This is a genomic window from Pantoea sp. SGAir0418 (assembly GCF_043529865.1).
In genome coordinates, this window is sequence record NZ_CP027911.1 from 2,640,051 (window position 1) to 2,659,473 (window position 19,423).

Annotated in this window: 21 protein-coding genes; 9 read left to right on the forward strand and 12 right to left on the reverse strand. The window is 57.4% G+C overall.

Going from position 1 to position 19,423, the window contains the following annotated elements; all coding sequences use genetic code 11:
* Positions 1-259 precede the first annotated feature (259 nt).
* The 4 genes from C1N84_RS12275 to C1N84_RS12290 form a co-directional block, all read right to left on the reverse strand.
* Positions 260-739, reverse strand: coding sequence for a type III secretion system chaperone family protein (locus tag C1N84_RS12275; protein WP_021508382.1), 480 nt, complete (start codon positions 737-739; stop codon positions 260-262).
* An 87-nt stretch (positions 740-826) separates the two neighbouring features.
* Positions 827-1,729, reverse strand: a complete 903-nt coding sequence (gene rimK, locus C1N84_RS12280; protein ID WP_021508383.1) for a 30S ribosomal protein S6--L-glutamate ligase — start codon at positions 1,727-1,729, stop codon at positions 827-829.
* A gap of 17 nt (positions 1,730-1,746) precedes the next feature.
* Positions 1,747-2,469 carry an oxygen-insensitive NADPH nitroreductase gene (gene nfsA, locus C1N84_RS12285; RefSeq protein ID WP_264441474.1) on the reverse strand — a complete coding sequence of 241 codons (723 nt, stop codon included), beginning with the start codon at positions 2,467-2,469 and terminating at the stop codon, positions 1,747-1,749.
* Positions 2,470-2,481: 12 nt separating this feature from the next.
* On the reverse strand, positions 2,482-2,733 hold the full coding sequence (locus C1N84_RS12290) for a DUF1418 family protein (RefSeq protein ID WP_059008991.1): 252 nt from the start codon (positions 2,731-2,733) through the stop codon (positions 2,482-2,484).
* 208 nt (positions 2,734-2,941) lie between these two features.
* Here C1N84_RS12290 and C1N84_RS12295 point away from each other — a divergent pair, with 208 nt between their 5' ends.
* Complete coding sequence (locus tag C1N84_RS12295) at positions 2,942-3,205, forward strand: GrxA family glutaredoxin (RefSeq protein ID WP_010618314.1); 264 nt, start codon at positions 2,942-2,944, stop codon at positions 3,203-3,205.
* A gap of 33 nt (positions 3,206-3,238) precedes the next feature.
* Here the strand turns inward: C1N84_RS12295 and ybjM are convergent, their stop codons facing one another.
* On the reverse strand, positions 3,239-3,610 hold the full coding sequence (ybjM, locus tag C1N84_RS12300; protein WP_021508386.1) for an inner membrane protein YbjM: 372 nt from the start codon (positions 3,608-3,610) through the stop codon (positions 3,239-3,241).
* 260 nt (positions 3,611-3,870) lie between these two features.
* Between ybjM and C1N84_RS12305 the strand changes: the two genes are divergently transcribed.
* The 3 genes from C1N84_RS12305 to ybjG all read left to right on the forward strand — a co-directional run bounded on the left by C1N84_RS12305 (position 3,871) and on the right by ybjG (position 7,108).
* Positions 3,871-5,559: an aspartate:alanine antiporter gene (locus tag C1N84_RS12305; protein ID WP_021508387.1), complete on the forward strand. Its 1,689-nt coding sequence runs from the start codon at positions 3,871-3,873 to the stop codon at positions 5,557-5,559.
* A gap of 201 nt (positions 5,560-5,760) precedes the next feature.
* On the forward strand, positions 5,761-6,516 hold the full coding sequence (locus C1N84_RS12310; RefSeq protein ID WP_211726436.1) for a phosphatase PAP2 family protein: 756 nt from the start codon (positions 5,761-5,763) through the stop codon (positions 6,514-6,516).
* Complete coding sequence (gene ybjG, locus C1N84_RS12315) at positions 6,503-7,108, forward strand: undecaprenyl-diphosphate phosphatase (protein ID WP_021508389.1); 606 nt, start codon at positions 6,503-6,505, stop codon at positions 7,106-7,108. Before C1N84_RS12310 ends, ybjG begins: the two co-directional genes overlap by 14 nt.
* 48 nt (positions 7,109-7,156) lie before the next feature.
* Here the strand turns inward: ybjG and C1N84_RS12320 are convergent, their stop codons facing one another.
* Positions 7,157-8,362, reverse strand: coding sequence for a serine hydrolase (locus C1N84_RS12320; protein ID WP_264441475.1), 1,206 nt, complete (start codon positions 8,360-8,362; stop codon positions 7,157-7,159).
* A 274-nt stretch (positions 8,363-8,636) separates the two neighbouring features.
* On the opposite strand from C1N84_RS12320, the gene C1N84_RS12325 reads away from it, so the two are divergent.
* Positions 8,637-9,293, forward strand: coding sequence for an HAD family hydrolase (locus tag C1N84_RS12325; protein WP_264443726.1), 657 nt, complete (start codon positions 8,637-8,639; stop codon positions 9,291-9,293).
* Here the strand turns inward: C1N84_RS12325 and C1N84_RS12330 are convergent, their stop codons facing one another.
* Together C1N84_RS12330 and C1N84_RS12335 are read right to left on the reverse strand one after the other, a co-directional pair.
* On the reverse strand, positions 9,294-10,427 hold the full coding sequence (locus C1N84_RS12330) for a PQQ-dependent sugar dehydrogenase (RefSeq protein WP_264441476.1): 1,134 nt from the start codon (positions 10,425-10,427) through the stop codon (positions 9,294-9,296).
* 113 nt (positions 10,428-10,540) lie between these two features.
* Positions 10,541-11,176 (reverse strand): carbonic anhydrase, encoded by a 636-nt coding sequence (locus C1N84_RS12335; protein WP_021508393.1) that lies wholly within the window; start codon positions 11,174-11,176, stop codon positions 10,541-10,543.
* A gap of 296 nt (positions 11,177-11,472) precedes the next feature.
* Here C1N84_RS12335 and C1N84_RS12340 point away from each other — a divergent pair, with 296 nt between their 5' ends.
* The 3 genes from C1N84_RS12340 (at position 11,473) to rimO (ending at position 13,624) form a co-directional block, all read left to right on the forward strand.
* Complete coding sequence (locus C1N84_RS12340) at positions 11,473-11,733, forward strand: type II toxin-antitoxin system RelE family toxin (RefSeq protein ID WP_031279864.1); 261 nt, start codon at positions 11,473-11,475, stop codon at positions 11,731-11,733.
* 73 nt (positions 11,734-11,806) lie between these two features.
* Positions 11,807-12,172: a helix-turn-helix domain-containing protein gene (locus tag C1N84_RS12345; RefSeq protein ID WP_021508395.1), complete on the forward strand. Its 366-nt coding sequence runs from the start codon at positions 11,807-11,809 to the stop codon at positions 12,170-12,172.
* 126 nt (positions 12,173-12,298) lie between these two features.
* Positions 12,299-13,624 (forward strand): 30S ribosomal protein S12 methylthiotransferase RimO, encoded by a 1,326-nt coding sequence (gene rimO / locus C1N84_RS12350; RefSeq protein ID WP_104187018.1) that lies wholly within the window; start codon positions 12,299-12,301, stop codon positions 13,622-13,624.
* On the opposite strand, the gene C1N84_RS12355 is transcribed toward rimO, so the two are convergent.
* Positions 13,621-14,070 carry a DUF4385 domain-containing protein gene (locus tag C1N84_RS12355; RefSeq protein ID WP_021508397.1) on the reverse strand — a complete coding sequence of 150 codons (450 nt, stop codon included), beginning with the start codon at positions 14,068-14,070 and terminating at the stop codon, positions 13,621-13,623. The genes rimO and C1N84_RS12355 overlap by 4 nt on opposite strands.
* A 116-nt stretch (positions 14,071-14,186) precedes the next feature.
* On the opposite strand from C1N84_RS12355, the gene C1N84_RS12360 reads away from it, so the two are divergent.
* Positions 14,187-15,854 (forward strand): methyl-accepting chemotaxis protein, encoded by a 1,668-nt coding sequence (locus tag C1N84_RS12360; protein ID WP_264441477.1) that lies wholly within the window; start codon positions 14,187-14,189, stop codon positions 15,852-15,854.
* 127 nt (positions 15,855-15,981) lie between these two features.
* On the opposite strand, the gene gsiD is transcribed toward C1N84_RS12360, so the two are convergent.
* The 3 genes from gsiD to gsiB are packed head-to-tail and all read right to left on the reverse strand — an operon-like array spanning position 15,982 to position 19,403.
* The gene (gene gsiD, locus C1N84_RS12365) at positions 15,982-16,887 is read right to left on the reverse strand and encodes a glutathione ABC transporter permease GsiD (RefSeq protein WP_058757796.1); all 906 of its coding nucleotides are present in this window, start codon (positions 16,885-16,887) and stop codon (positions 15,982-15,984) included.
* 10 nt (positions 16,888-16,897) lie between these two features.
* Positions 16,898-17,818, reverse strand: a complete 921-nt coding sequence (gene gsiC / locus C1N84_RS12370; protein ID WP_021508400.1) for a glutathione ABC transporter permease GsiC — start codon at positions 17,816-17,818, stop codon at positions 16,898-16,900.
* 49 nt (positions 17,819-17,867) lie between these two features.
* Positions 17,868-19,403 (reverse strand): glutathione ABC transporter substrate-binding protein GsiB, encoded by a 1,536-nt coding sequence (gsiB, locus tag C1N84_RS12375; protein ID WP_058757797.1) that lies wholly within the window; start codon positions 19,401-19,403, stop codon positions 17,868-17,870.
* Positions 19,404-19,423: the final 20 nt, after the last annotated feature.

A 19,423-nucleotide genomic window follows, 5' to 3' on the forward strand; every position in this document is an offset into this window, starting at 1 on the left:
AGCAAAAACCTATAGCTGCGCCGTAGTTGCACGTATCAGACAGCCCCGCAAGAATAGCCCCCCTGATTCCTGCGTGCCAGATCCCAGCTTAAAAAACGCCTTTTTGCGATAAGTTATGCATGTTTCTGCTATGCACTCTGGCACTAGCGGCATAAAGCACGACTAATATCTGGCAATAAAGGGCAAAATGCAGAATAAAAAGTGGTGGGCCTGAAATGAAAACTGCCGCAAAAAGCGGCAGTTAGCAGGAGGGGAAAAATCAGTGCAGCATGCTGTGGCTGCTGACACTCGGCGGACGCTCCTCGTCTTCGCCCATCATCAGCAGATGATTGGCGAACGCTTCCATGATCACCATCGAAATCCCCTCTTCGCTCTGCTTCATGAAGTGGGTGAACTGACCAAAGGTGATGCCGGCGCTTACGCTGATTGACTGGCAGACAATCAGCTTCGGCAGGTTGTCATCCTGTATATCGATAAAGGCTTTCACCGTGAGCGAACTGGCATTGATTTGCGACAGTTCACCAACCAGCGGGATCAGCGCGGTGGGCTTTACTTCTGCCAGCGCCGAGAAGAGGATAACGTTATCCACCAGGTCGATTTTCGCGTCAAACACCCCGTCAAAATTCTGCATATGCGGCAGATGCAAAGCCTGACAGGCGTCGCATTCGAACCAGGTGATATTTTGTTGATCCAGCCAGCGACGCAGCATGTCGATGTCAGGAACGACCAGTGAATCCATCGTTGTATCCTGTGGGGTGAATAAATAAGCGCCTTAGCTTACGGAAAATCAGTCGCAGATGCCACGAAAACCGCGCAAAAGCGCGGTTCAGCCCCCGGTTTTCGGACGATAACCGGGACAGGCGTGCTGCTCTATCCAGCGGATCATCATGGCGGCAATGTCTAAACCGGTGCTGCCTTCAATGCCCTCCAGCCCTGGAGAGGCATTGACCTCCATCACCAGCGGCCCCCGGTTGGCGCGCAGAATATCCACGCCCGCCACGGCTAATCCCAGCGTCGTGGCCGCTTTGACCGCGATCTCGCGCTCCTGATCGGTAATGGTGACGGCGCGGGCGCTGCCGCCGCGGTGCAAATTAGAGCGGAAATCGCCCTCTTTCGCTTCCCGCTCAATCGCCGCCACCACTTCGTCGCCAATCACCAGGCAGCGGATGTCGCGCCCGCGCGCCTCTTTGATGAACTCCTGCACCAGAATATGCGCATTGAGACCGCGAAACGCATCGATCACGCTCTCTGCCGCCTGGCGGGTTTCCGCCAGCACCACGCCGATCCCCTGCGTCCCCTCCACCAGTTTCACCACCAGCGGCGCGCCGCCGACCATGGCGATCACATCCTGCGTGTCATCCGGCGACGAGGCAAAGCCGGTAACCGGCATGTCGATGCCCTCGCGCGCCAGCAACTGCAGCGAGCGCAGCTTGTCGCGTGCACGGGTAATGGCCACTGACTCGTTGAGCGGATAGCTGCCGAGCATCTCGAACTGACGCAGCACCGCCGTACCGTAAAAGGTGGTGGCGGTGCCGATGCGCGGGATCACCGCGTCGAAATGGCCGAGCGCCTCACCGCGATAGTGCACCGCCGGCGAGTCGGAGTTGATATTCATGTAGCAGGAGAGCGGATCGATCATCTGCACCTGATGGCCACGCGCTTCCGCGGCTTCACGCAGGCGTTTACAGGAGTAGAGCGCGCCGTCACGGGTGAGAATGGCCATCTTCATTGCAGCGGTCCCTGTACTTAGCGCGTTGCCCAGCCCTGCTGATGCAGGTAGTCCAGCATAAACGGTCGCGTTTCTTTAATGATCAAACGCTGAATCAGTTCGCTCCAGTTTTCCGAGCGCTGATTGCTGTCGCGCTGCTGATAGTAAGCGGTGATCTGCTGGTCATATTGCGCCAGCACTGCTTTATCCAGCGGCTGGTAGCGGTTTTCGTGCACCAGTATCGCCTGTGGCATGCGCGGCTTGACGTCCGGTGACGCGTCGGGATGGCCGATGCAGAAACCAAACAGCGGCAGCACAAACTTCGGCAGCCCCAGCAGCTCCGTCACCTGCGCGATGCTGTTGCGAATGCCGCCAATAAACACGCCGCCTAAACCGAGCGATTCCGCAGCCACCATGGCGTTCTGCGCCATCAGCGCGGTATCGACACAACCCAGCAGCAGCTGTTCGGCACGGCCCAGCTGGGCCTCAGGGCAGATTTGCTGGTGGCGGTTGAAGTCGGCGCAGAATACCCAAAACTCCGCTGCGGCGCTGACCCACGGCTGGCCGCCGGTGAGCTGCACCAGCTGCTCGCGCAGGGCGCGGTCGGTGATACGGACAATGGAGGAACACTGTAAAAAACTGGAGGTCGAGGCCGCCTGCGCCGCAGCGATAATCGCGCTGCGCTGGGCGTCATCAATCCCCTGCTCAGTAAAGGCGCGAATGGAACGGTGGCTGCAAAGCAAATCAATAGTCGGCGTCATAATCCTCTCCGGTTACTTCTTTTTGTCGGTGTGATTGAACAACTGCGGTGCCATCGCCTTTGCGGTGCGCCACATCATCAGCCACGCTGCCGGCAACATCAGCGCAATGCCGAGGAAAAACAGCAGCGTTGCCAGCGGTTTTTTCGCCATGAATGCCGGTGCCGCCAGCCAGTCGTTGACCAGCAGCAGCGCGCCAATCACTGCCAGCACGCCCAGCGCTTCCAGCAGTAGCACGGGTTTGGGCAATGTCGCCAGATTACGCATGGTTCAGGGCTCCTCAGTGTTCATCTGTTTCTGCTGCAGGTGATACCCGAATACTGTAGTACGGCATTGTGTCCGGGTATAGACAGCGCGCATTAGAGTAACAGGCAATTTCTGCTTTTCTTAAGCAGGATGGGCGGGCATGATGTGACGCATTATTCACGCTGTGATGTGAGACAAGTCACAAAACAGCAGCGGAAGGAGAGAAGCAATGATTGCAGTGATTTTTGGCCGTTCCAGCTGCCCTTACTGCGTACGAGCAAAAGAGTTAGCCACGAAGTTAACCAGCGAGCGCGACGATTTTAATTATCAGTACGTCGATATCCAGGCGACCGGCATCACCAAAGCCGATCTGGAAGCGCGTGCCGGCAAACCGGTTTCTACCGTGCCGCAGATCTTTCTCGACGACCAGCACATCGGTGGTTACACCGAATTTGCTGCGTGGACCAAAGAAAACCTCGGCATCGAAGCCTGACCTGACGGGCCTGCGGGCCCGTCTTCGCTTCACTCAGCTGGTCCGCATCGCCAGCATAATGCGTAACAGGCGCACCAGCAGCGCACCGCACCCCGCCCAGAATAGAGCACTCAGGCTCCACGCCGTCACCAGCAGCAAGCTGTGCGTCATCGGCATCACCAGCCACACCCACATCATGCCCAGCAGCGTCCCGCCCAGCGCGATCCATAGTGTGCCGATCAGCGGACTGTCCGGCTGCAGCAGCGCCATCACGATGCCCGGCAGCAGAAACAGCAGCAGTTCCGGCTGCCCACGCACCGCCTGCGTCGCGGCGGCGGACCAAAAATGATGTGCAAAAATAAACACCAGCGTATAAAGCATCACGCCCAGAACCGATGCTGGCCAGCGATTATTGCGCTGCAACATACCTCTCCTCAACTTTGACGTTAACAATATTGAAACTTTTAACTGCCCTGATGCGCTTACGTGGAAATAAAAAGAAACAGCTGAAGGCAGAAGGAATGAAAACTGCTGATAGCTGAGGGTGTTAATTATGATTAGAATGGCGCCGCTTTATGTGGGTCACAGATTAAGAACATTCGGTGACCGGGCCGTGCGCTGCCATCACAAGATAGCGAAAAAATCCCCTCCCATCAACCCGTTACAGGTAAATAAGAAGTTAAACCGTGAACATTAACGTCGCAGAATTGTTAAGCGGAAATGACGTTCTGTTATTATTTGTCGTATTAGCCCTCGGCCTGTGCCTGGGTAAATTACGCCTTGGCTCCGTACAACTCGGTAATTCTATTGGTGTGCTGGTGGTTTCGCTGATTCTGGGTCAGCAACACTTCGCGATTAATACTGACGCCTTAAGTCTGGGCTTTATGCTGTTTATTTTTTGTGTCGGGGTGGAAGCCGGTCCCAACTTTTTCTCCATCTTTTTCCGCGACGGTAAGAACTATTTCTTTCTGGCGATCGTCATGGTGGTCAGCGCCCTGCTGATTGCGCTGACGCTCGGCAAACTGTTTGGCTGGGATATCGGCCTCACCGCCGGCATGCTGGCCGGCTCGATGACCTCAACGCCGGTGCTGGTGGGCGCAGGCGATACGCTGCGGCAAAGCATCAGCGACACGCAGCTGCTGGGGCGCATGCAGGATAACCTCAGCCTGGGTTACGCCCTCACCTATCTGATTGGGCTGGTCAGCCTGATTTTCGGCGCACGCTACCTGCCGCGCCTGCAGCATCAGGATTTGCCGACCTGCGCCCAGCAAATCGCGCGCGAGCGCGGTCTGGATGCCGACAGCCAGCGTAAAGTGTTCCTGCCGGTGATTCGCGCTTATCGCGTTGGTCCGGAGCTGGTTGAGTGGAGCGGCGGCAAAAACCTGCGCGAGCTGGGGATTCACCGTCAGACCGGCTGCTACATTGAGCGCCTGCGGCGTAACGGCATTCTCGCCAGCCCGGACGGTGATGCCGTGCTGCAGCTCGGCGACGAGATTTCCCTGGTGGGCTATCCGGATGCTCATGCGCGTCTCGACGCCAGTTTCCGTAATGGTAAAGAGGTGTTCGATCGCGATCTGCTCGACATGCGCATTGTCACCGAAGAGATCGTGGTGAAAAACCACAACGCGGTGAATAAACGCCTGAGCCATTTAAAACTGACCGATCACGGCTGCTTCCTCAACCGGGTGATCCGCAGCCAGATTGAGATGCCGATCGACGACAGCATTATGCTCAACAAAGGCGATGTGCTGCAGGTGAGCGGCGAAGCGCGCCGGGTGAAAAGCCTGGCCGATCGCATCGGCTTCATTGCTATTCACAGCCAGATGACCGATCTGCTGGCGTTCTGCGCCTTCTTTATTATCGGCCTGATGATCGGCATGATCACTTTCCAGTTCAGCAACTTCAGCTTTGGCCTGGGCAACGCCGCCGGACTGCTGTTTGCCGGCATCATGCTCGGCTTCCTGCGCGCCAACCACCCGACGTTCGGCTACATCCCGCAGGGCGCACTGACCATGGTGAAAGAGTTTGGCCTGATGGTGTTTATGGCCGGGGTTGGCCTGAGCGCCGGCAGCGGGCTGCAGCACGGTCTCGGCAGTGCAGGCGCGCTGATGCTGCTGAGCGGCCTGCTGGTGAGTCTGTTACCGGTGGTGATTTGCTATCTGTTCGGCGCTTATGTGCTGCGCATGAACCGCGCGCTGCTGTTTGGTGCCATCATGGGCGCGCGCACCTGCGCACCGGCCATGGAGATTATCAGCGATACCGCGCGCAGCAGCATTCCGGCGCTCGGCTATGCCGGCACCTACGCCATTGCCAACGTCTTGCTGACGCTGGCGGGGACGCTGATCGTCATCATCTGGCCGCTTTTGCCTGTTTAAAAATATTTTTACACGCGTCAGAACTAATCGGACGCGATGCAGTCTGAATAAGTGCCACTGCTTTTCTTTGAAATCCCCAAATTGAGGAGCCCGTTAGCCTTCTGCTAGCGGGTTTTTTTATGCCTGCCGCGCGCGCCCTTAAGGTTTCCCTAAGCGTGATTTGCCACCCTGTGACTCTGGCTTCGCTATTTGCAAATATTCATGCAACTTTCATCAAAGTTAAACACTCCAACAACCCGCAGTGAGATTCGGAGCGCGGCTATTTATTCTCTGTCCGCGCGCTTCTACGCTATCAACCTTATTTTGCTGGCAATTCTGGCGCTGGCGTTTCTGTGGTGGTCGCGCCACGAAAGCCTCGACATCGCCATCAGCCAGCGCTGGTTTGATCCGCTCACCCGGCGTTTTCCGTGGCAGCACAACCGCTGGCTGGATCTGATTAACCATCGGCTGATGAAGGATGTGATTATCGCTGGCGCGGTGCTGCTGTTACTGCGCGGCCTGCAACAGCGCGACGCCCGACGTGTGCTGGTGGCCCTGCTGTTTGGCATGGGGCCGCTGGTGGTGGGCATGCTGAAGGCGCACAGCGCGCACTCCTGTCCGTGGGATCTGGCGCTGTTCGGCGGCAATGCCGTGAGCTTTCCGCTGCTGGCGGCGGTACCGGCCAACAGTGGCCCGGGCCAGTGCTTTCCGGGCGGCCATGCTTCCAGCGGCTTTGCGCTGATGGCGCTGTTTTTTTTGTGGTGGCCGGAGCGTCCACGCCGCGCGCTGCTGGCGCTGGCAGTGGGTATCGCCTGTGGCCTGCTGATGGGCTATGGCCAGGTGATGCGTGGTGCGCACTTTTTCTCCCACAATTTGTGGGCGGGCTGGTGGGTGTGGCTCAGCCAGCTGCTGATTTTTGCCGCAATTTCTTTTTGGGTAAACAAGACGAGGACGAGGAAACGTGATGGAAGCTCTTAACCACACCCTCTTTTTATGGATTAACGCCACGCCGGATTCACCCGCGTGGCTGCTCAGCCTGGCGACCTTTATCGCCAAAGATGTGATTGCGATTGTGCCGTTGCTGATTGTCGCCCTGTGGCTGTGGGGACCGCGCGATCAGCTGCAGTCGCAGCGCGCGCTGGTGCTGAAAACCGGCATGGCGCTGATTTATGCGCTGAGCATCTCCTGGTGCGTGGGCCAGCTACTGCCACACCCGCGCCCGTTCGCCATTGGCTTCGGTCACCAGTTCCTGTCACACGCTGCTGATGACTCCTATCCCAGCGATCACGGCACCACGATTTTTACCTTCGCGCTGGCGTTTATTTTCTGGCACCGTCTGTGGTCCGGGGTGGTTTTGCTGGCGATTGGCAGCGCTATTGCCTGGTCACGCGTGTATCTCGGCGTGCACTGGCCGCTGGATATGCTGGGCGGTTTTCTGGTGGGGTTGCTTGGCTGTCTGGCTTCGCATCTGGCGTGGCAGCTGTACGGTCAGCGCATGCTGGCGCTGACGCATCAACTCTACCGCGCCCTGTTCGCGATGCCGATTAAAAAAGGCTGGGTGCGCGGATAAACTGCGCCGGCAGGCGGGTTAGCCACGGGCTGACCCGCCGCCCTGAGATTAACTGAACCACTTACCGAACCAGCCGTTGAATTTCATCATAATGAAATCCCAGATACGGCCAATAAAGCCGGCTTCCGGTACATCCTCCATCGCCACCAGCGGACGCTGCTCAATGGTTTTGCCATCCAGCTGGAAATCGATAGTGCCCACTACCTGATTCTTTTTCAGCGGCGCTTCCAGCTGCGGTGCGTTGAGGGTAAAGCTGGCTTTGAGATTTTTCATCTGCCCTTTCGGGATAGTGATCGCCGCATCCTTCGCCACGCCGAGGTTGACCTGGCTGTTTTCGCCAAACCACACGCGCTGCTGGGCAAACGGTTTATCCGCTTTAATCGGCGTAACGGTTTCATAGAAACGGAAGCCCCACGTCAGCAGCTTCTCACTCTCGCGAAAGCGAATTGCATCGGTCTGCGCGCCCAGTACCACCGAAATCAGGCGCATATCGCCGTCGACTGCTGAAGCAACCAGATTATTGCCCGCCCCCGAGGTATGCCCGGTTTTGATGCCGTCAACCTTGAGGTTGCTGCTCCACAGCAGGCGGTTGCGGTTCATCTGTTTGATATTATTAAAGGTAAATTCTTTTTCGCTGTTCAGCGCATACTCTTCCGGCACATCACCAATCAGGCGCTGGCCGATAATCGCCATATCACGAGCGGTGCTGTACTGGCCTTCGGCGTCCAGACCGTGCACCGTCATGAAGTGGGTGTTTTGCAGGCCAAAGGCTTTAACGTAATTGTTCATCAGGCCAATAAAGGCATCCTGACTGCCGGCGACATAGTCCGCCAGCGCGATACAGGCATCATTCCCCGACTGAATCACCACGCCCTTATTCAGTTCCGAAACCGGGATGCGGTCGCCCGGTTTAAGAAACATCAGCGACGATCCGCGCAGTTTCGGATTGCCGGTGGCCCACGCGTCCTGGCCGATAGTGACCATATCGTTGTTAGTAATTTTGCCGGATTTCAGCGCCTGACCCACCACGTAGCTGGTCATCATTTTGGTCAGACTGGCGGGATCAAGACGCTGGTCGGCATTGGACTCTGCCAGCACTTTGCCGCTGCTGTAGTCCATCAGAATCCAGGCCTTTGCCTCAATCTGCGGTGCCGCCGGTGCCTGCTCGGCCTGAGTGGTGACAGGGACGAAAAGCAACAATAATGAACTGGTCGCCAGTGGCCGCCAGAATGAAGTCAGGGATGTTTTTCTCATGAGCGTGACCCAATTGTCCTTGTAAAATCACGGATTTGTGCAGGTAAGACATGTCTTACCAAACGCTAACGGTTCACGCCGGTGAAAAAAACCGCCAAACCGTAAAGTTTTTTAGAGTTTGTTAGAGTAACCCTGGCATCAAGGCCGCTGCGCTGCCAGTGCGCGGGCGTCAGGGCAGAGGAAAAATTGCGAGAAATTCCGAATTTTCGCAGAACAGTTAAGCCAGTCACAAAATTCCGCTAACCTGATGCCAGTCAGCCCGAGGAGAATCATGATGGACTTAGCCGTTTTCGATCTGGATGAAACCCTGATTTGTGAAGACAGCACCAGCCTCTGGCTGCGCTGGCTGGTTTCGCAGGGGTTTGCACCGGAAGAGATCATTCGTCAGGAGCAGGCGCTGATGGCGCAATACCACGCCGGCAGCCTGTCGATTGAAGAGTACATGCGCACTACGCTCTCACCGCTCACCGGCATGGCGACGCTCACCGTCGCAGGCTGGGTGCGGCGCTTTATTCATCGCGATATCCTGCCGCGCGTCTTTCCCGCCGCGCGCGAACGCATTCAGTGGCATCAGCAGCGTGGCGACACGGTAATGATTATTACCGCCAGCGGCGATCACCTCGCCGTGCCGATTGCGGAACGGCTGGGCGTACACGGTGCGCTGGCGATTGGCGTGGAAGTGGTCGATGAACGCTACAGCGGTGAGATTTACGGCACCGCCACTTACCGAGAAGGCAAAGTTTCACGACTCAGCGACTGGCGAGCGCTGCAGCAGGATCGGCGCTTTGAGCACACCTGGGCGTACAGCGATTCGATGAACGATCTGCCGCTGCTGTCGCATGCCGATCATGCATGGGTGATTAACCCGGACGCGCTGCTGCAGCAGGAAGCGCAGCAGCGCGGCTGGCAGGTGTGTAACTGGGTACGCTGATTAACCGCGCGCGGCGCTGGCGGCCTCCGCCAGCCCGACTTTCAGCAGCTTGCCATTGGCCTCATCGGTCAGCACATACAGATAACCATCCGGCCCCTGACGAACATCGCGGATGCGTTCGCCACGGTCACCCAGCAGCCGCTGCGCCTCTTCGACCTTCTCGCCGTTAATGCGCAGACGGATCAGACTTTTATCTTTCAGCGCACCGATAAACAGCGAGTTTTTCCACTGGGGAAAGCGCGCGCTATTGTAAAACGCCATGCCGCTGATGGCCGGCGATTGCTGCCAGTAAAACAGCGGTTGCTCAGTGCCGGCAACGGCGCTGCCCTGCGCTTCCGGCACTTTCTGCCCGCTGTAATCAATGCCGTATGTCGCCAGCGGCCAGCCATAATTTTTGCCCTTCGCCGCCAGGTTCACCTCATCGCCGCCGCGCGGGCCGTGTTCACTCTCCCACATCTGCTGCGTCCATGGATTGAGCGCCAGCCCCTGCGGGTTGCGTACGCCGTAAGACCAGATCTCCGCGCGTGCGCCCTGACGATGGTTAAACGGATTATCCGCCGGCACCTTGCCGTCCTGCGTCAGGCGGACAATTTTGCCCGACAGTTTGTCCAGCTGCTGCGCGCTACGGCTGGCAAAGTTATCGCCGAACGCGATGTACAGATAGCCCTGGCGATCAAACGCCAGCCGCGTGCCGATGTTGGCACCGCCGGAGAGTTTCGGCGTTTGCTCCAGCACCACCTTAAAATCCTGCAGCTGACGGAGATCTGCGCTGAGCGTGCCGTAACCCACTACGCCGCCCGCGCGGCCGGTGTCATCGGCGGTGGTATAACTTAGCCACACCCGACGGCTTTGCGCGAAGTCCGGCGCCAGCACCACATCCAGCAGACCGCCCTGGCGGTTGGCCCACACGTTGGGTACGCCGCTAATCGGCTGCGATAGCCCCCGGCCCGGCTGCCAGCTGCGCAGCTGTCCGGAACGTTCGGTAATCAGCAGGGTTTGCTGGTCGGGCAGAAACGCCACCGACCACGGATGATCGAGCTTGTCCTGTAACACCTGCACCTGCACATCAGCCGCCAGCGCGGTAAAGGAACCGCTGAGCGCGCCAGCCAGCAGCGCAACACGCCATAAACGCATGGGATTCTCCTTTTCACAGTCTGCCGTTAAGGGTAGTCAGCCAGTAAGAAAGGATGTGCAGGATTTACAAAACATTAAGCCCGGCGCAGTGGCCGGGCTTGTAGCAGGCAGGATTATTCGAAGCAGGTTTCCGGGTTTTCCGACAGTGAAATGAAGGATTCACCGCCTTTGGTCAGGGCAATAATGCCGCCGCTTTCAATATCATAAACCCAGCCGTGCAGGCGCAGCTTGCCTTTACGCAGCGCGACCGAAACGGAAGGATGCGTTTTGATATTGTTGAGCTGGGCAATCACGTTCTCTTTCACCATTTCGTTGAGGCGTTTCTCAACCGATTCGTAGTTGCGCTCTTCCACCACCGCTTTTGCCGCATTGGCGTAGTGCAGCCAGTGATCAACCGCCGGCATGCTCTCGAGATCGGCGTTGGACGCAATCGCGTTCATCGCACCGCAGTTGGAGTGACCACAAATAATAATTTCGGTTACGCCCAGCGCGACCACCGCATACTCGATGGTTGCTGACACGCCACCCGGCTCCGGACCAAACGGCGGGACGATGTTACCGGCGTTACGGATCACAAACAGCTGGCCCGGCTCCGACTGTGTCACCAGCTCTGGCACCAGACGGCTATCCGAACAGGAGATGAATAAAGCTTTAGGATTCTGGTTGGACGCCAGACTCTTGAAAAGATCCTTCCTTTCAGGAAACACATTCTGTTGAAAATTCAGAAAACCTTTGACGATCTCTTGCATTTGTCTGCTCTCACATTATCCACTTCAGCCCCGGCAGAGAAAAACTCACCGCTGGCGCGCTTTAAAATTCTGTAATGTCGATAATAACTTACAATTACCAACCCAATATTTAAGCAAAATCGACCCGCTTGCACAACCCGGATGTCCGCCATGCTCACTAAGCGTACACCAAACAAAATGTTGCGCCAGGTGACCGCCCTGCCCTTATATATAAGATTATTAGATTGACAATATTAGATTTACTCTTTATTTTCTAATTATCCCTTGCAGGGATGGCAGGTGAAAAGAGGTGCATTGTGGTTGAAGTCTCCTGGTCTAAACGTGCCCTGAAACACCTGATGAAGATCGACAAACGCTATCAAAAAAGCATCTTTGAAAAGACATCCCAGCTGATCGCCTTTCCGGCCGTCGCACTGGACATCAGGAAGCTGCAGCAGAGTGATAATCGTTACCGTCTGCGAGTGGGCGATTATCGGGTTATCTTTGCGTTGATAGAGGGAGAGCCTGTCGTTCTTGAGATTGTAGAAGTTGCACGCAGAACCTCTCATACTTACTGATACTCTGCGGGGGAAACCCCGCAGCTATGCACCTGATGACATTGGCCGCGACCTGACGCTACCCGGATAACGTATGTCAAAACAGTATATTTATGATGAAGCAGGCGAACCGCAATTCGTGGTTTTGCCTGTCGCGGAGTATGAAAAGCTGCTTTCAGATGCGGAAAGCAACTGGACAACCCTCGCGATTGAAGCGGATGAACATGATGATGAAACCGTGCCGCATGACGTGGTTGGCATTATGCTCAGCCAGGATATCAGTTTGCAGGCGGCCTGGCGTGTTTACCGTAACCTCTCGCAGCAGTATGTTGCCGAACAATTAGGGACCACGCAAAGCGCAATTTCCCAACTGGAACGCAAAGAGAGTAAACCACAGAAAAAAACGCGCGAGCGCTTAGCCCGACTCTACAGCTGCCGTCCGGAACAATTATTGCTGTAATTCCCCCGGCCACCGTTTGCGTGGCCTTTTTCTCTGATTTCGACAGCGCTTCCCTATACATTTTCCCCGTCAACCTCTGTACAATCGCGCTCCTGTCCACCTTAATTATGATGAATTTTTATCCTTATGAGCCATGTCAAAAATCCGCCGCGTGTAGGCTTCGTCTCTCTCGGCTGCCCAAAAAACCTCGTTGACTCTGAACGCATCCTGACGGAGCTGCGGACAGAAGGCTACGACGTGGTGCCACGCTACGATGATGCGGAGATCGTCATCGTTAACACCTGTGGATTTATTGACAGTGCCGTACAGGAATCACTGGAAGCGATTGGTGAAGCGCTGAACGAGAATGGCAAAGTGATCGTCACTGGCTGCCTCGGCGCCAAAGTGGATCAGATCCGCGAAGTGCATCCGAAAGTGCTGGAGATCACCGGCCCGCACAGCTACGAGCAGGTGCTGTCGCACGTGCACACTTACGTGCCAAAACCCGAGCACAACCCGTTCCTCAGCCTGGTGCCGGAACAGGGCGTGAAGCTGACGCCGCGCCACTACGCTTACCTGAAAATTTCCGAAGGCTGTAACCATCGCTGCACTTTCTGCATCATCCCGTCAATGCGTGGCGATCTGGACAGCCGTCCGATTGGCGCAGTACTCGATGAAGCTAAACGTCTGGTTGAAGCGGGCGTAAAAGAGCTGCTGGTGATCTCGCAGGACACCTCCGCGTATGGCGTCGATGTTAAACACCGCACCGGTTTCTGGAACGGTTCGCCGGTGAAAACCAGCATGGTCAGCCTGTGTGAGCAGCTGGCGAAACTCGGCGTCTGGGTGCGTCTGCACTACGTTTATCCGTATCCGCACGTGGATGATGTGATCCCGCTGATGGCCGAAGGCAAAATCCTGCCTTACCTCGATATTCCACTGCAGCACGCCAGTCCGCGTATCCTGAAGCTGATGAAGCGTCCGGGCGCGGTTGAGCGCACGCTGGAGCGCATCAAACGCTGGCGTGAAATCTGTCCGGAGCTGACGCTGCGTTCCACCTTCATCGTGGGTTTCCCGGGCGAAACCGAAGAAGATTTCCAGATGCTGCTCGACTTCCTGCGTGAAGCACGCCTCGATCGCGTTGGCTGCTTCCAGTACAGCCCGGTTGAAGGCGCCACGGCTAACCAGCTGCCGGATCAGGTCCCGGACGACGTCAAGCAGGCGCGTTTTGACCGCTTCATGCAGCTGCAGCAGCAGATCTCCGCAGAGCGTCTGCAGGAGAAAATCGGTCGCGAGATTCTGGTGATCATCGATGAAGTGGATGAAGAAGGCGCGGTCGGCCGCAGCATGGCCGACGCCCCGGAAATCGACGGTGCGGTGTACCTGAATGGCGATCGCCAGGTGAAGGTCGGCGAGGTGGTGCGGGTCAAAGTCGAACACGCCGACGAATACGACCTGTGGGGCTCGCGCGTTTAACCGTACTTTTGCTGGTGCGCTTTTTTGCGCGCCAGATAATCGTTATCGGCGCGCAGCCGGTCCCAGCACGCTTTGAACACGGCCGCCGCAGCGGCCTTTTCTTTTTCTACCGTCCGCGGCAGCTCTTTGCCGTCGGCACCGTATTTCCGTCCGCCCTGATGATTGCTGTAGCGGCGCGCGCGGGTGTAACCCATCTGAATAAATTTGCGCGCCATATCCATACCGACAAAATCATCCTGCGCGCGATACGCCTCGAACAGCTGCATGATTTTTTCTGATGACTGCTGCGCCAGCTCGACGGTGCGAAAGCGCCAGTGCGGCAGAATTTCGCTCTTATAAGGTTCCACCATCAGCACCCCCTGCTCGCCGCGCCCGACCTGATACAGCTCCGGATGCTGACGGAAGTCGAGCTGTTTAAAATCCTGCTGGTAATTGAAGGGTTTCATCCCCTGGCCTCCTGTCCGTAACCATTACTGCGGTGAATTATTTCGCTGCCGCACTTTAGTGATGCTTTTTTCCACCGATAACATAACTACCGGCTCATTTGCTAAGAGATGCTCACATGTTCAACAAGATGAAAATTGTGACCGCCATTGTGGTTATTCTGGTGGTATTCACAGCCATGCAGGCCATATCCGGCTCGCTCTTTTTCTCCTCGCTGCGCGCGGGACAACATAATTTCACCGCCAGCAATCAGTTGTCTCATCAGCAGCGCGAGCTGGGCGACGGCTGTCAAACGCTGGTGAAAACCCGCGTCACCATCAACCGCGTGGCGATCCGTATTCTGAAAAATCAGACCGACGAGCAGTCGCTGGCGGCGATCAACAAGCTGCTGCTGGCAGCCGGTGCCTCGCTGGAAGCGGCGCAGCAGCACTTCAATCAGTATAGAAGCTATCCGCGCATCGACGGCCAGAGTGCGTCGACCGCCGATCTGATCGACAATAAATTCAAAGCGTTTGCCGCGCTGCTGCAGCAGTCCGCCGTGTTTCTGAAAGCCAATAACTACGCGGCCTACGGCAATCTCGATGCGCAGCAGGCGCAGGATGAACTGGAACAGGCTTATCAGCAGTGGCGCGATGAAAACATGCAGCTGATCAATCAGCGCAGCCTGCAAAATGACAGCAACTATCAGCAGGTGCTGATCATGATTGCCGTCATCGCGCTGGTGGTGGTGCTGATGGTGGCGGCGGTATGGACGCTGGTACGCCGCGTGCTGCTGGCACCGATGCAGCAGGTGCAGCAGCAGATCGAGCGCTTTGCCGAAGGCGATTTGTCAGCCAGCCTGCAGGTGGCAGGCCGCAGTGAAATGGCGGCCATTGCCGCCAGCCTGAATCATATGCAGCAGGCGCTGCTTGGTACCATTAATAACGTGCGCGACAGCGCGGATGCCATATTTGGCAGTGCCAGCGCCATCGCCAACGGTAATAACGATCTCTCAGCGCGGACCGAACAGCAGGCTGCCTCACTGGAAGAGACCGCCGCCAGTATGGAACAACTGACCGCAACCGTGAAGCAGAATGCTGACAACGCGCGTCAGGCTACGCAGCTGGCGAAAACCGCGTCGGACACCGCCGATAAAGGCGGTAACGTGGTGGAAGGCGTGGTGAAAACCATGCGCGACATTGCGGACAGCTCGAAGAAAATCGCCGACATTACCAGCGTTATTGACGGTATCGCTTTCCAGACCAACATTCTGGCGCTCAACGCCGCGGTAGAAGCGGCGCGTGCCGGTGAGCAGGGGCGCGGCTTTGCGGTGGTGGCGGGCGAAGTGCGCAATCTGGCCCAGCGCAGCGCGCAGGCGGCGAAAGAGATCAAACTGCTAATTGAAAACTCCGTGCAGCGCGTGGACCTCGGTTCGCAGCAGGTCAGCAGCGCTGGCGATACCATGCAGGAGATTGTCAGCGCGGTGACGCGCGTCACCGATATCATGGGCGAGATTGCCTCTGCCTCTGATGAGCAGAGCCGCGGTATCGACCAGATTGGCCAGGCGGTGAATGAGATGGATCGCGTGACGCAGCAGAACGCCACGCTGGTGCAGGAATCGGCCAGCGCCTCGGCGTCGCTGGAGCAGCAGGCCAGCCGATTGTCATCGGCGGTGGCGCGTTTCAACACCGGCGCACGCCCGGCCGCTGCGGTAACCGAGCGGGTGGTGAAACCGGTGCTGCCCGCCCCGACCCGCGCCCTGCCCGCGGCGGTGAGCCACGGTAACGACAACTGGGAAACGTTTTGATGCGCTGAAGTGTTAATAAAATCAATGACCTGAATAAGGGTCATGCGCCAGGCATTGCAGTTATCGTAGCGGCGCAATTTATTGCGCGATGAATCGCGCCGCTACAACTGCAATGCGGTGTTCACCCTCAGCTCTTCAGTTTCGGGTCCAGCGCATCGCGCAGGCCGTCACCCAGCAAATTGAACGCCAGCACGGTGAGAAAAATCGCCAGGCTGGGGAAGATCGCCACGTGCGGCGCAATCACCATATCGGCGCGCGCTTCGTTGAGCATCGCGCCCCACTCCGGCGTCGGTGGCTGCGCGCCCAGGCCGAGAAAGGACAGGCTGGCGGCGGTGATGATCGAGGTACCGATACGCATGGTGAAATAGACCACAATCGACGATACCGTACCGGGCAAAATGTGACGCATGATAATGGTCCAGTCGGAGGCACCAATACTGCGCGCCGACTCGATATAGGTCTGATGTTTCAGCACCAGCGTATTGCCACGCACCAGACGGGCAAATGCCGGAATACTGAAAATCGCCACCGCCACAATCACATTGCTCATGCCGCTGCCCATGATCGCCACCACCGCGATCGCCAGCAGGATGCCGGGAAACGCAAACAACACATCGCAGATGCGCATGGTGATGCGATCCCACCAGCCTTCGTAATAGCCCGCCAGCAGCCCCAGCACGGTGCCGATCACCGTGCCAATCGCCACCGAGAAGAAGCCAGCGATCAGCGAAATGCGCGTGCCGACCAGCACCCGACTGAAGATATCGCGTCCAAGGGAATCGACGCCAAACAGATGCATCCACGACGGACCTTCGTTGAGCCGGTCGTAGTCAAAATAGTTTTCCGCATCAAACGGGGCGATCCACGGGGCGATAAACGCCACCACAATCAGCAGCAGTACAAATGCGCCCGCCAGCAGCGCCACATGCTGACGGCGAAAGCGCCGCCAGAATTCACGCCACGGCGTGCGAACCCGGTTTTCCGTCATCAGCGGCAGGGATTTCAGTGCCGCCTCGCGTCGCCAGTTCTTCAATTGCGACTCCTTACCTGTAGCGAATAGCCGGGTTGATCGCCGCGTAAAGCATATCGACGATCAGGTTAATCAGAATGAACTCCAGCGAGAACAGCAGCACCTCGGCCTGAATCACCGGGTAATCGCGCATCTCCACCGAATCCACCAGCAGACGGCCCAGTCCGGGCCAGTTAAACACCACTTCCACCACAATCGAGCCGCCGAGCAGAAAGCCGAACTGCAGCCCCATCATGGTGACCACCGGAATCATGGCATTGCGCAGCCCGTGTTTGACCACCACCAGCGATTCGCGCACCCCTTTGGCACGCGCGGTGCGCATATAATCTTCCTGCATCACCTCAACGAACGAAGCGCGGGTAAAGCGCGCCATCACCGCGGCCACGGCGGCACCGAGCGTAATTGACGGCAGAATGTAGTGCTGCCAGCTGTCGGCGCCCACAGTCGGCAGCCAGCCGAGCTCGACCGAAAAGACCTGCATCAGCAGCATGCCCAGCGCAAACGCCGGAAAAGAGATGCCGGAAACCGCCAGCGTCATGCCGATGCGGTCCGGCCAGCGATTGCGCCATACCGCCGAAACGATGCCGATCGCCATGCCAAACACCACCGCCCACACCATGCTGCTCAGCGTCAGCCACAGAGTAGGAAAAAAGCGCGCGGCAATTTCGGCAGAGACCGGCCGCTTTGACACCATCGACTGACCAAAATCACCCTGCAAGGCATTGAGGATAAAGTGCCAGAACTGCTGAATCAGCGGCTGATCGAGTCCCAGCTCCTGACGCACCAGCGCCACCACTGAGGCATCCGCTTCCGGTCCGGCAATCAGGCGCGCCGGGTCGCCCGGCAGCAGATGCACGAACAGGAACACCAGCACTGCGACAATCAGCAGCGTGGGAATCAGCCCGAGCAGGCGTTTAAGAAAATAGTTGAGCATGCGAAATCCCGCGCAGCATCGGCCAGCCCCGTAAGGCTGGCCGCGTCTGTTACTTCAGATCCGCCTCATCAAAATTGAATGAGGTATCGGGCATGACGTAAAAACCGGTCAGGTTTTTATTGTTCGCAGACAGCAGCTGCTCCACCACCAGCGGAATCCACGGGTGATCGTTCCAGATGCGGTCCTGCGCGTCTTTATACAGTCTGGCTTTCTGGTCGCGATCGGTGGTCTTCAGCGCATCCGCCAGGTCTTTATCCACCTGCGGGTTGCTGTAGAACGCGGTGTTGAAGATCGCCGGTGGCCACGAACTGGTGGCGAACAGCGGCGTCAGCGCCCAGTCGGCTTCGCCGGTGGAGGCTGACCAGCCGGTGTAGAACATGCGCACCCCGCTCTCTTTCTGCCCTTTACTCTCCACTTCCGCCGCGCGCTGGCCGGCATCCATCGCCGTGACTTTCACCTTCACACCCACCTGCGCCAGCTGCTGCTGGGTAAACTGCAGCACTTTCTGCGCGGTGCTGTGGTTATGCGATGACCACAGCGTGGTTTCAAAACCATTCGGGTAGCCCGCTTCCTTCAGCAACTCGCGCGCTTTGGCCGGATCGTATTTGATGGCCGGATAGCTCTGGGCAAAATCAATGCGCGGCGGCACGATGCCGGTGGCTGGCGTGGCGTAACCGGCAAAGGCCACTTTAGCCAGCGCCTGGCGATTGATGGCGTACTCCAGCGCTTCGCGCACTTTCGGGTTATCGAACGGCTTTTGCGTCACGTTGAGGCTAATGTAACGCTGCATGATCGATGGTGTGGTCACCACATCCAGCTTGCTATTGCCCTGCAGCAGTTTGGCCTGCTCTAACGGCACCGGGAAGGCAAAGCTGGCCTCACCGGTTTGCAGCATGGCCGCGCGGGTGTTGTTATCCACCACCGGACGCCAGGTAATGCTGTCGAGTTTCGGATAGCCTGGTTTCCAGTAGCCCGACCACTTTTTCACTTTGACAAAGTCGGTCTGGTTCCAGGTGTCAAAGGTATAAGGTCCGGTGCCTACCGGATGGAAACCGATGTCCTTGCCATATTTTTTCAGCGCGGTTGGTGAGATCATCACCGCAGCCGGGTGCGCCAGATTGTTGATAAACGCTGAGAACGGCTGCTTCAGGGTAATTTTCACCGTGGACGGATCGACCACTTCGGTAGTGGCGATATATTTAAACAGGTTATAACGCTTGAGATGGTTGTCCGGATTGCTGGCGCGGTCGAGGTTGACCTTCACCGCTTCGGCATTGAAATCCGTGCCATCCTGGAATTTCACGCCCGGACGCAGTTTGATGGTGTAAGTCAGCCCATCGCTGCTGGCCTGATAGCTTTCGGCCAGTACGTTGACCAGCTTCATGTCTTTATCGAAGCCGAACAGGCCCTGATAGAAAGACTTGGCCACCGCCTGCGACAGCGTGTCGTTGGCGTCGTACGGATCCAGCGTGGTGAAGGTCGACGCCACGGCAATCACCGCATCTTTGGCCGCCCAGGCGGGCAGCGCCAGCGCCGAACTCAACAACCCGGCAGTGATAACCCCTTTTCGCATGATATGGTGCATCGTTATCGTTCTCCTGTAGT

Coding starts and splice junctions, on each gene's coding strand:
- C1N84_RS12275 (WP_021508382.1), bottom strand. CDS start 739: ATGGATTCACTGGTCGTTCCTGACATCGACATGCTGCGTCGCTGGCTG.
- rimK (WP_021508383.1), bottom strand. CDS start 1,729: ATGAAGATGGCCATTCTCACCCGTGACGGCGCGCTCTACTCCTGTAAA.
- nfsA (WP_264441474.1), bottom strand. CDS start 2,469: ATGACGCCGACTATTGATTTGCTTTGCAGCCACCGTTCCATTCGCGCC.
- C1N84_RS12290 (WP_059008991.1), bottom strand. CDS start 2,733: ATGCGTAATCTGGCGACATTGCCCAAACCCGTGCTACTGCTGGAAGCG.
- C1N84_RS12295 (WP_010618314.1), top strand. CDS start 2,942: ATGATTGCAGTGATTTTTGGCCGTTCCAGCTGCCCTTACTGCGTACGA.
- ybjM (WP_021508386.1), bottom strand. CDS start 3,610: ATGTTGCAGCGCAATAATCGCTGGCCAGCATCGGTTCTGGGCGTGATG.
- C1N84_RS12310 (WP_211726436.1), top strand. CDS start 5,761: ATGCAACTTTCATCAAAGTTAAACACTCCAACAACCCGCAGTGAGATT.
- ybjG (WP_021508389.1), top strand. CDS start 6,503: ATGGAAGCTCTTAACCACACCCTCTTTTTATGGATTAACGCCACGCCG.
- C1N84_RS12320 (WP_264441475.1), bottom strand. CDS start 8,362: ATGAGAAAAACATCCCTGACTTCATTCTGGCGGCCACTGGCGACCAGT.
- C1N84_RS12325 (WP_264443726.1), top strand. CDS start 8,637: ATGGACTTAGCCGTTTTCGATCTGGATGAAACCCTGATTTGTGAAGAC.
- C1N84_RS12330 (WP_264441476.1), bottom strand. CDS start 10,427: ATGCGTTTATGGCGTGTTGCGCTGCTGGCTGGCGCGCTCAGCGGTTCC.
- C1N84_RS12335 (WP_021508393.1), bottom strand. CDS start 11,176: ATGCAAGAGATCGTCAAAGGTTTTCTGAATTTTCAACAGAATGTGTTT.
- C1N84_RS12345 (WP_021508395.1), top strand. CDS start 11,807: ATGTCAAAACAGTATATTTATGATGAAGCAGGCGAACCGCAATTCGTG.
- rimO (WP_104187018.1), top strand. CDS start 12,299: ATGAGCCATGTCAAAAATCCGCCGCGTGTAGGCTTCGTCTCTCTCGGC.
- C1N84_RS12355 (WP_021508397.1), bottom strand. CDS start 14,070: ATGAAACCCTTCAATTACCAGCAGGATTTTAAACAGCTCGACTTCCGT.
- C1N84_RS12360 (WP_264441477.1), top strand. CDS start 14,187: ATGTTCAACAAGATGAAAATTGTGACCGCCATTGTGGTTATTCTGGTG.
- gsiC (WP_021508400.1), bottom strand. CDS start 17,818: ATGCTCAACTATTTTCTTAAACGCCTGCTCGGGCTGATTCCCACGCTG.
- gsiB (WP_058757797.1), bottom strand. CDS start 19,403: ATGCACCATATCATGCGAAAAGGGGTTATCACTGCCGGGTTGTTGAGT.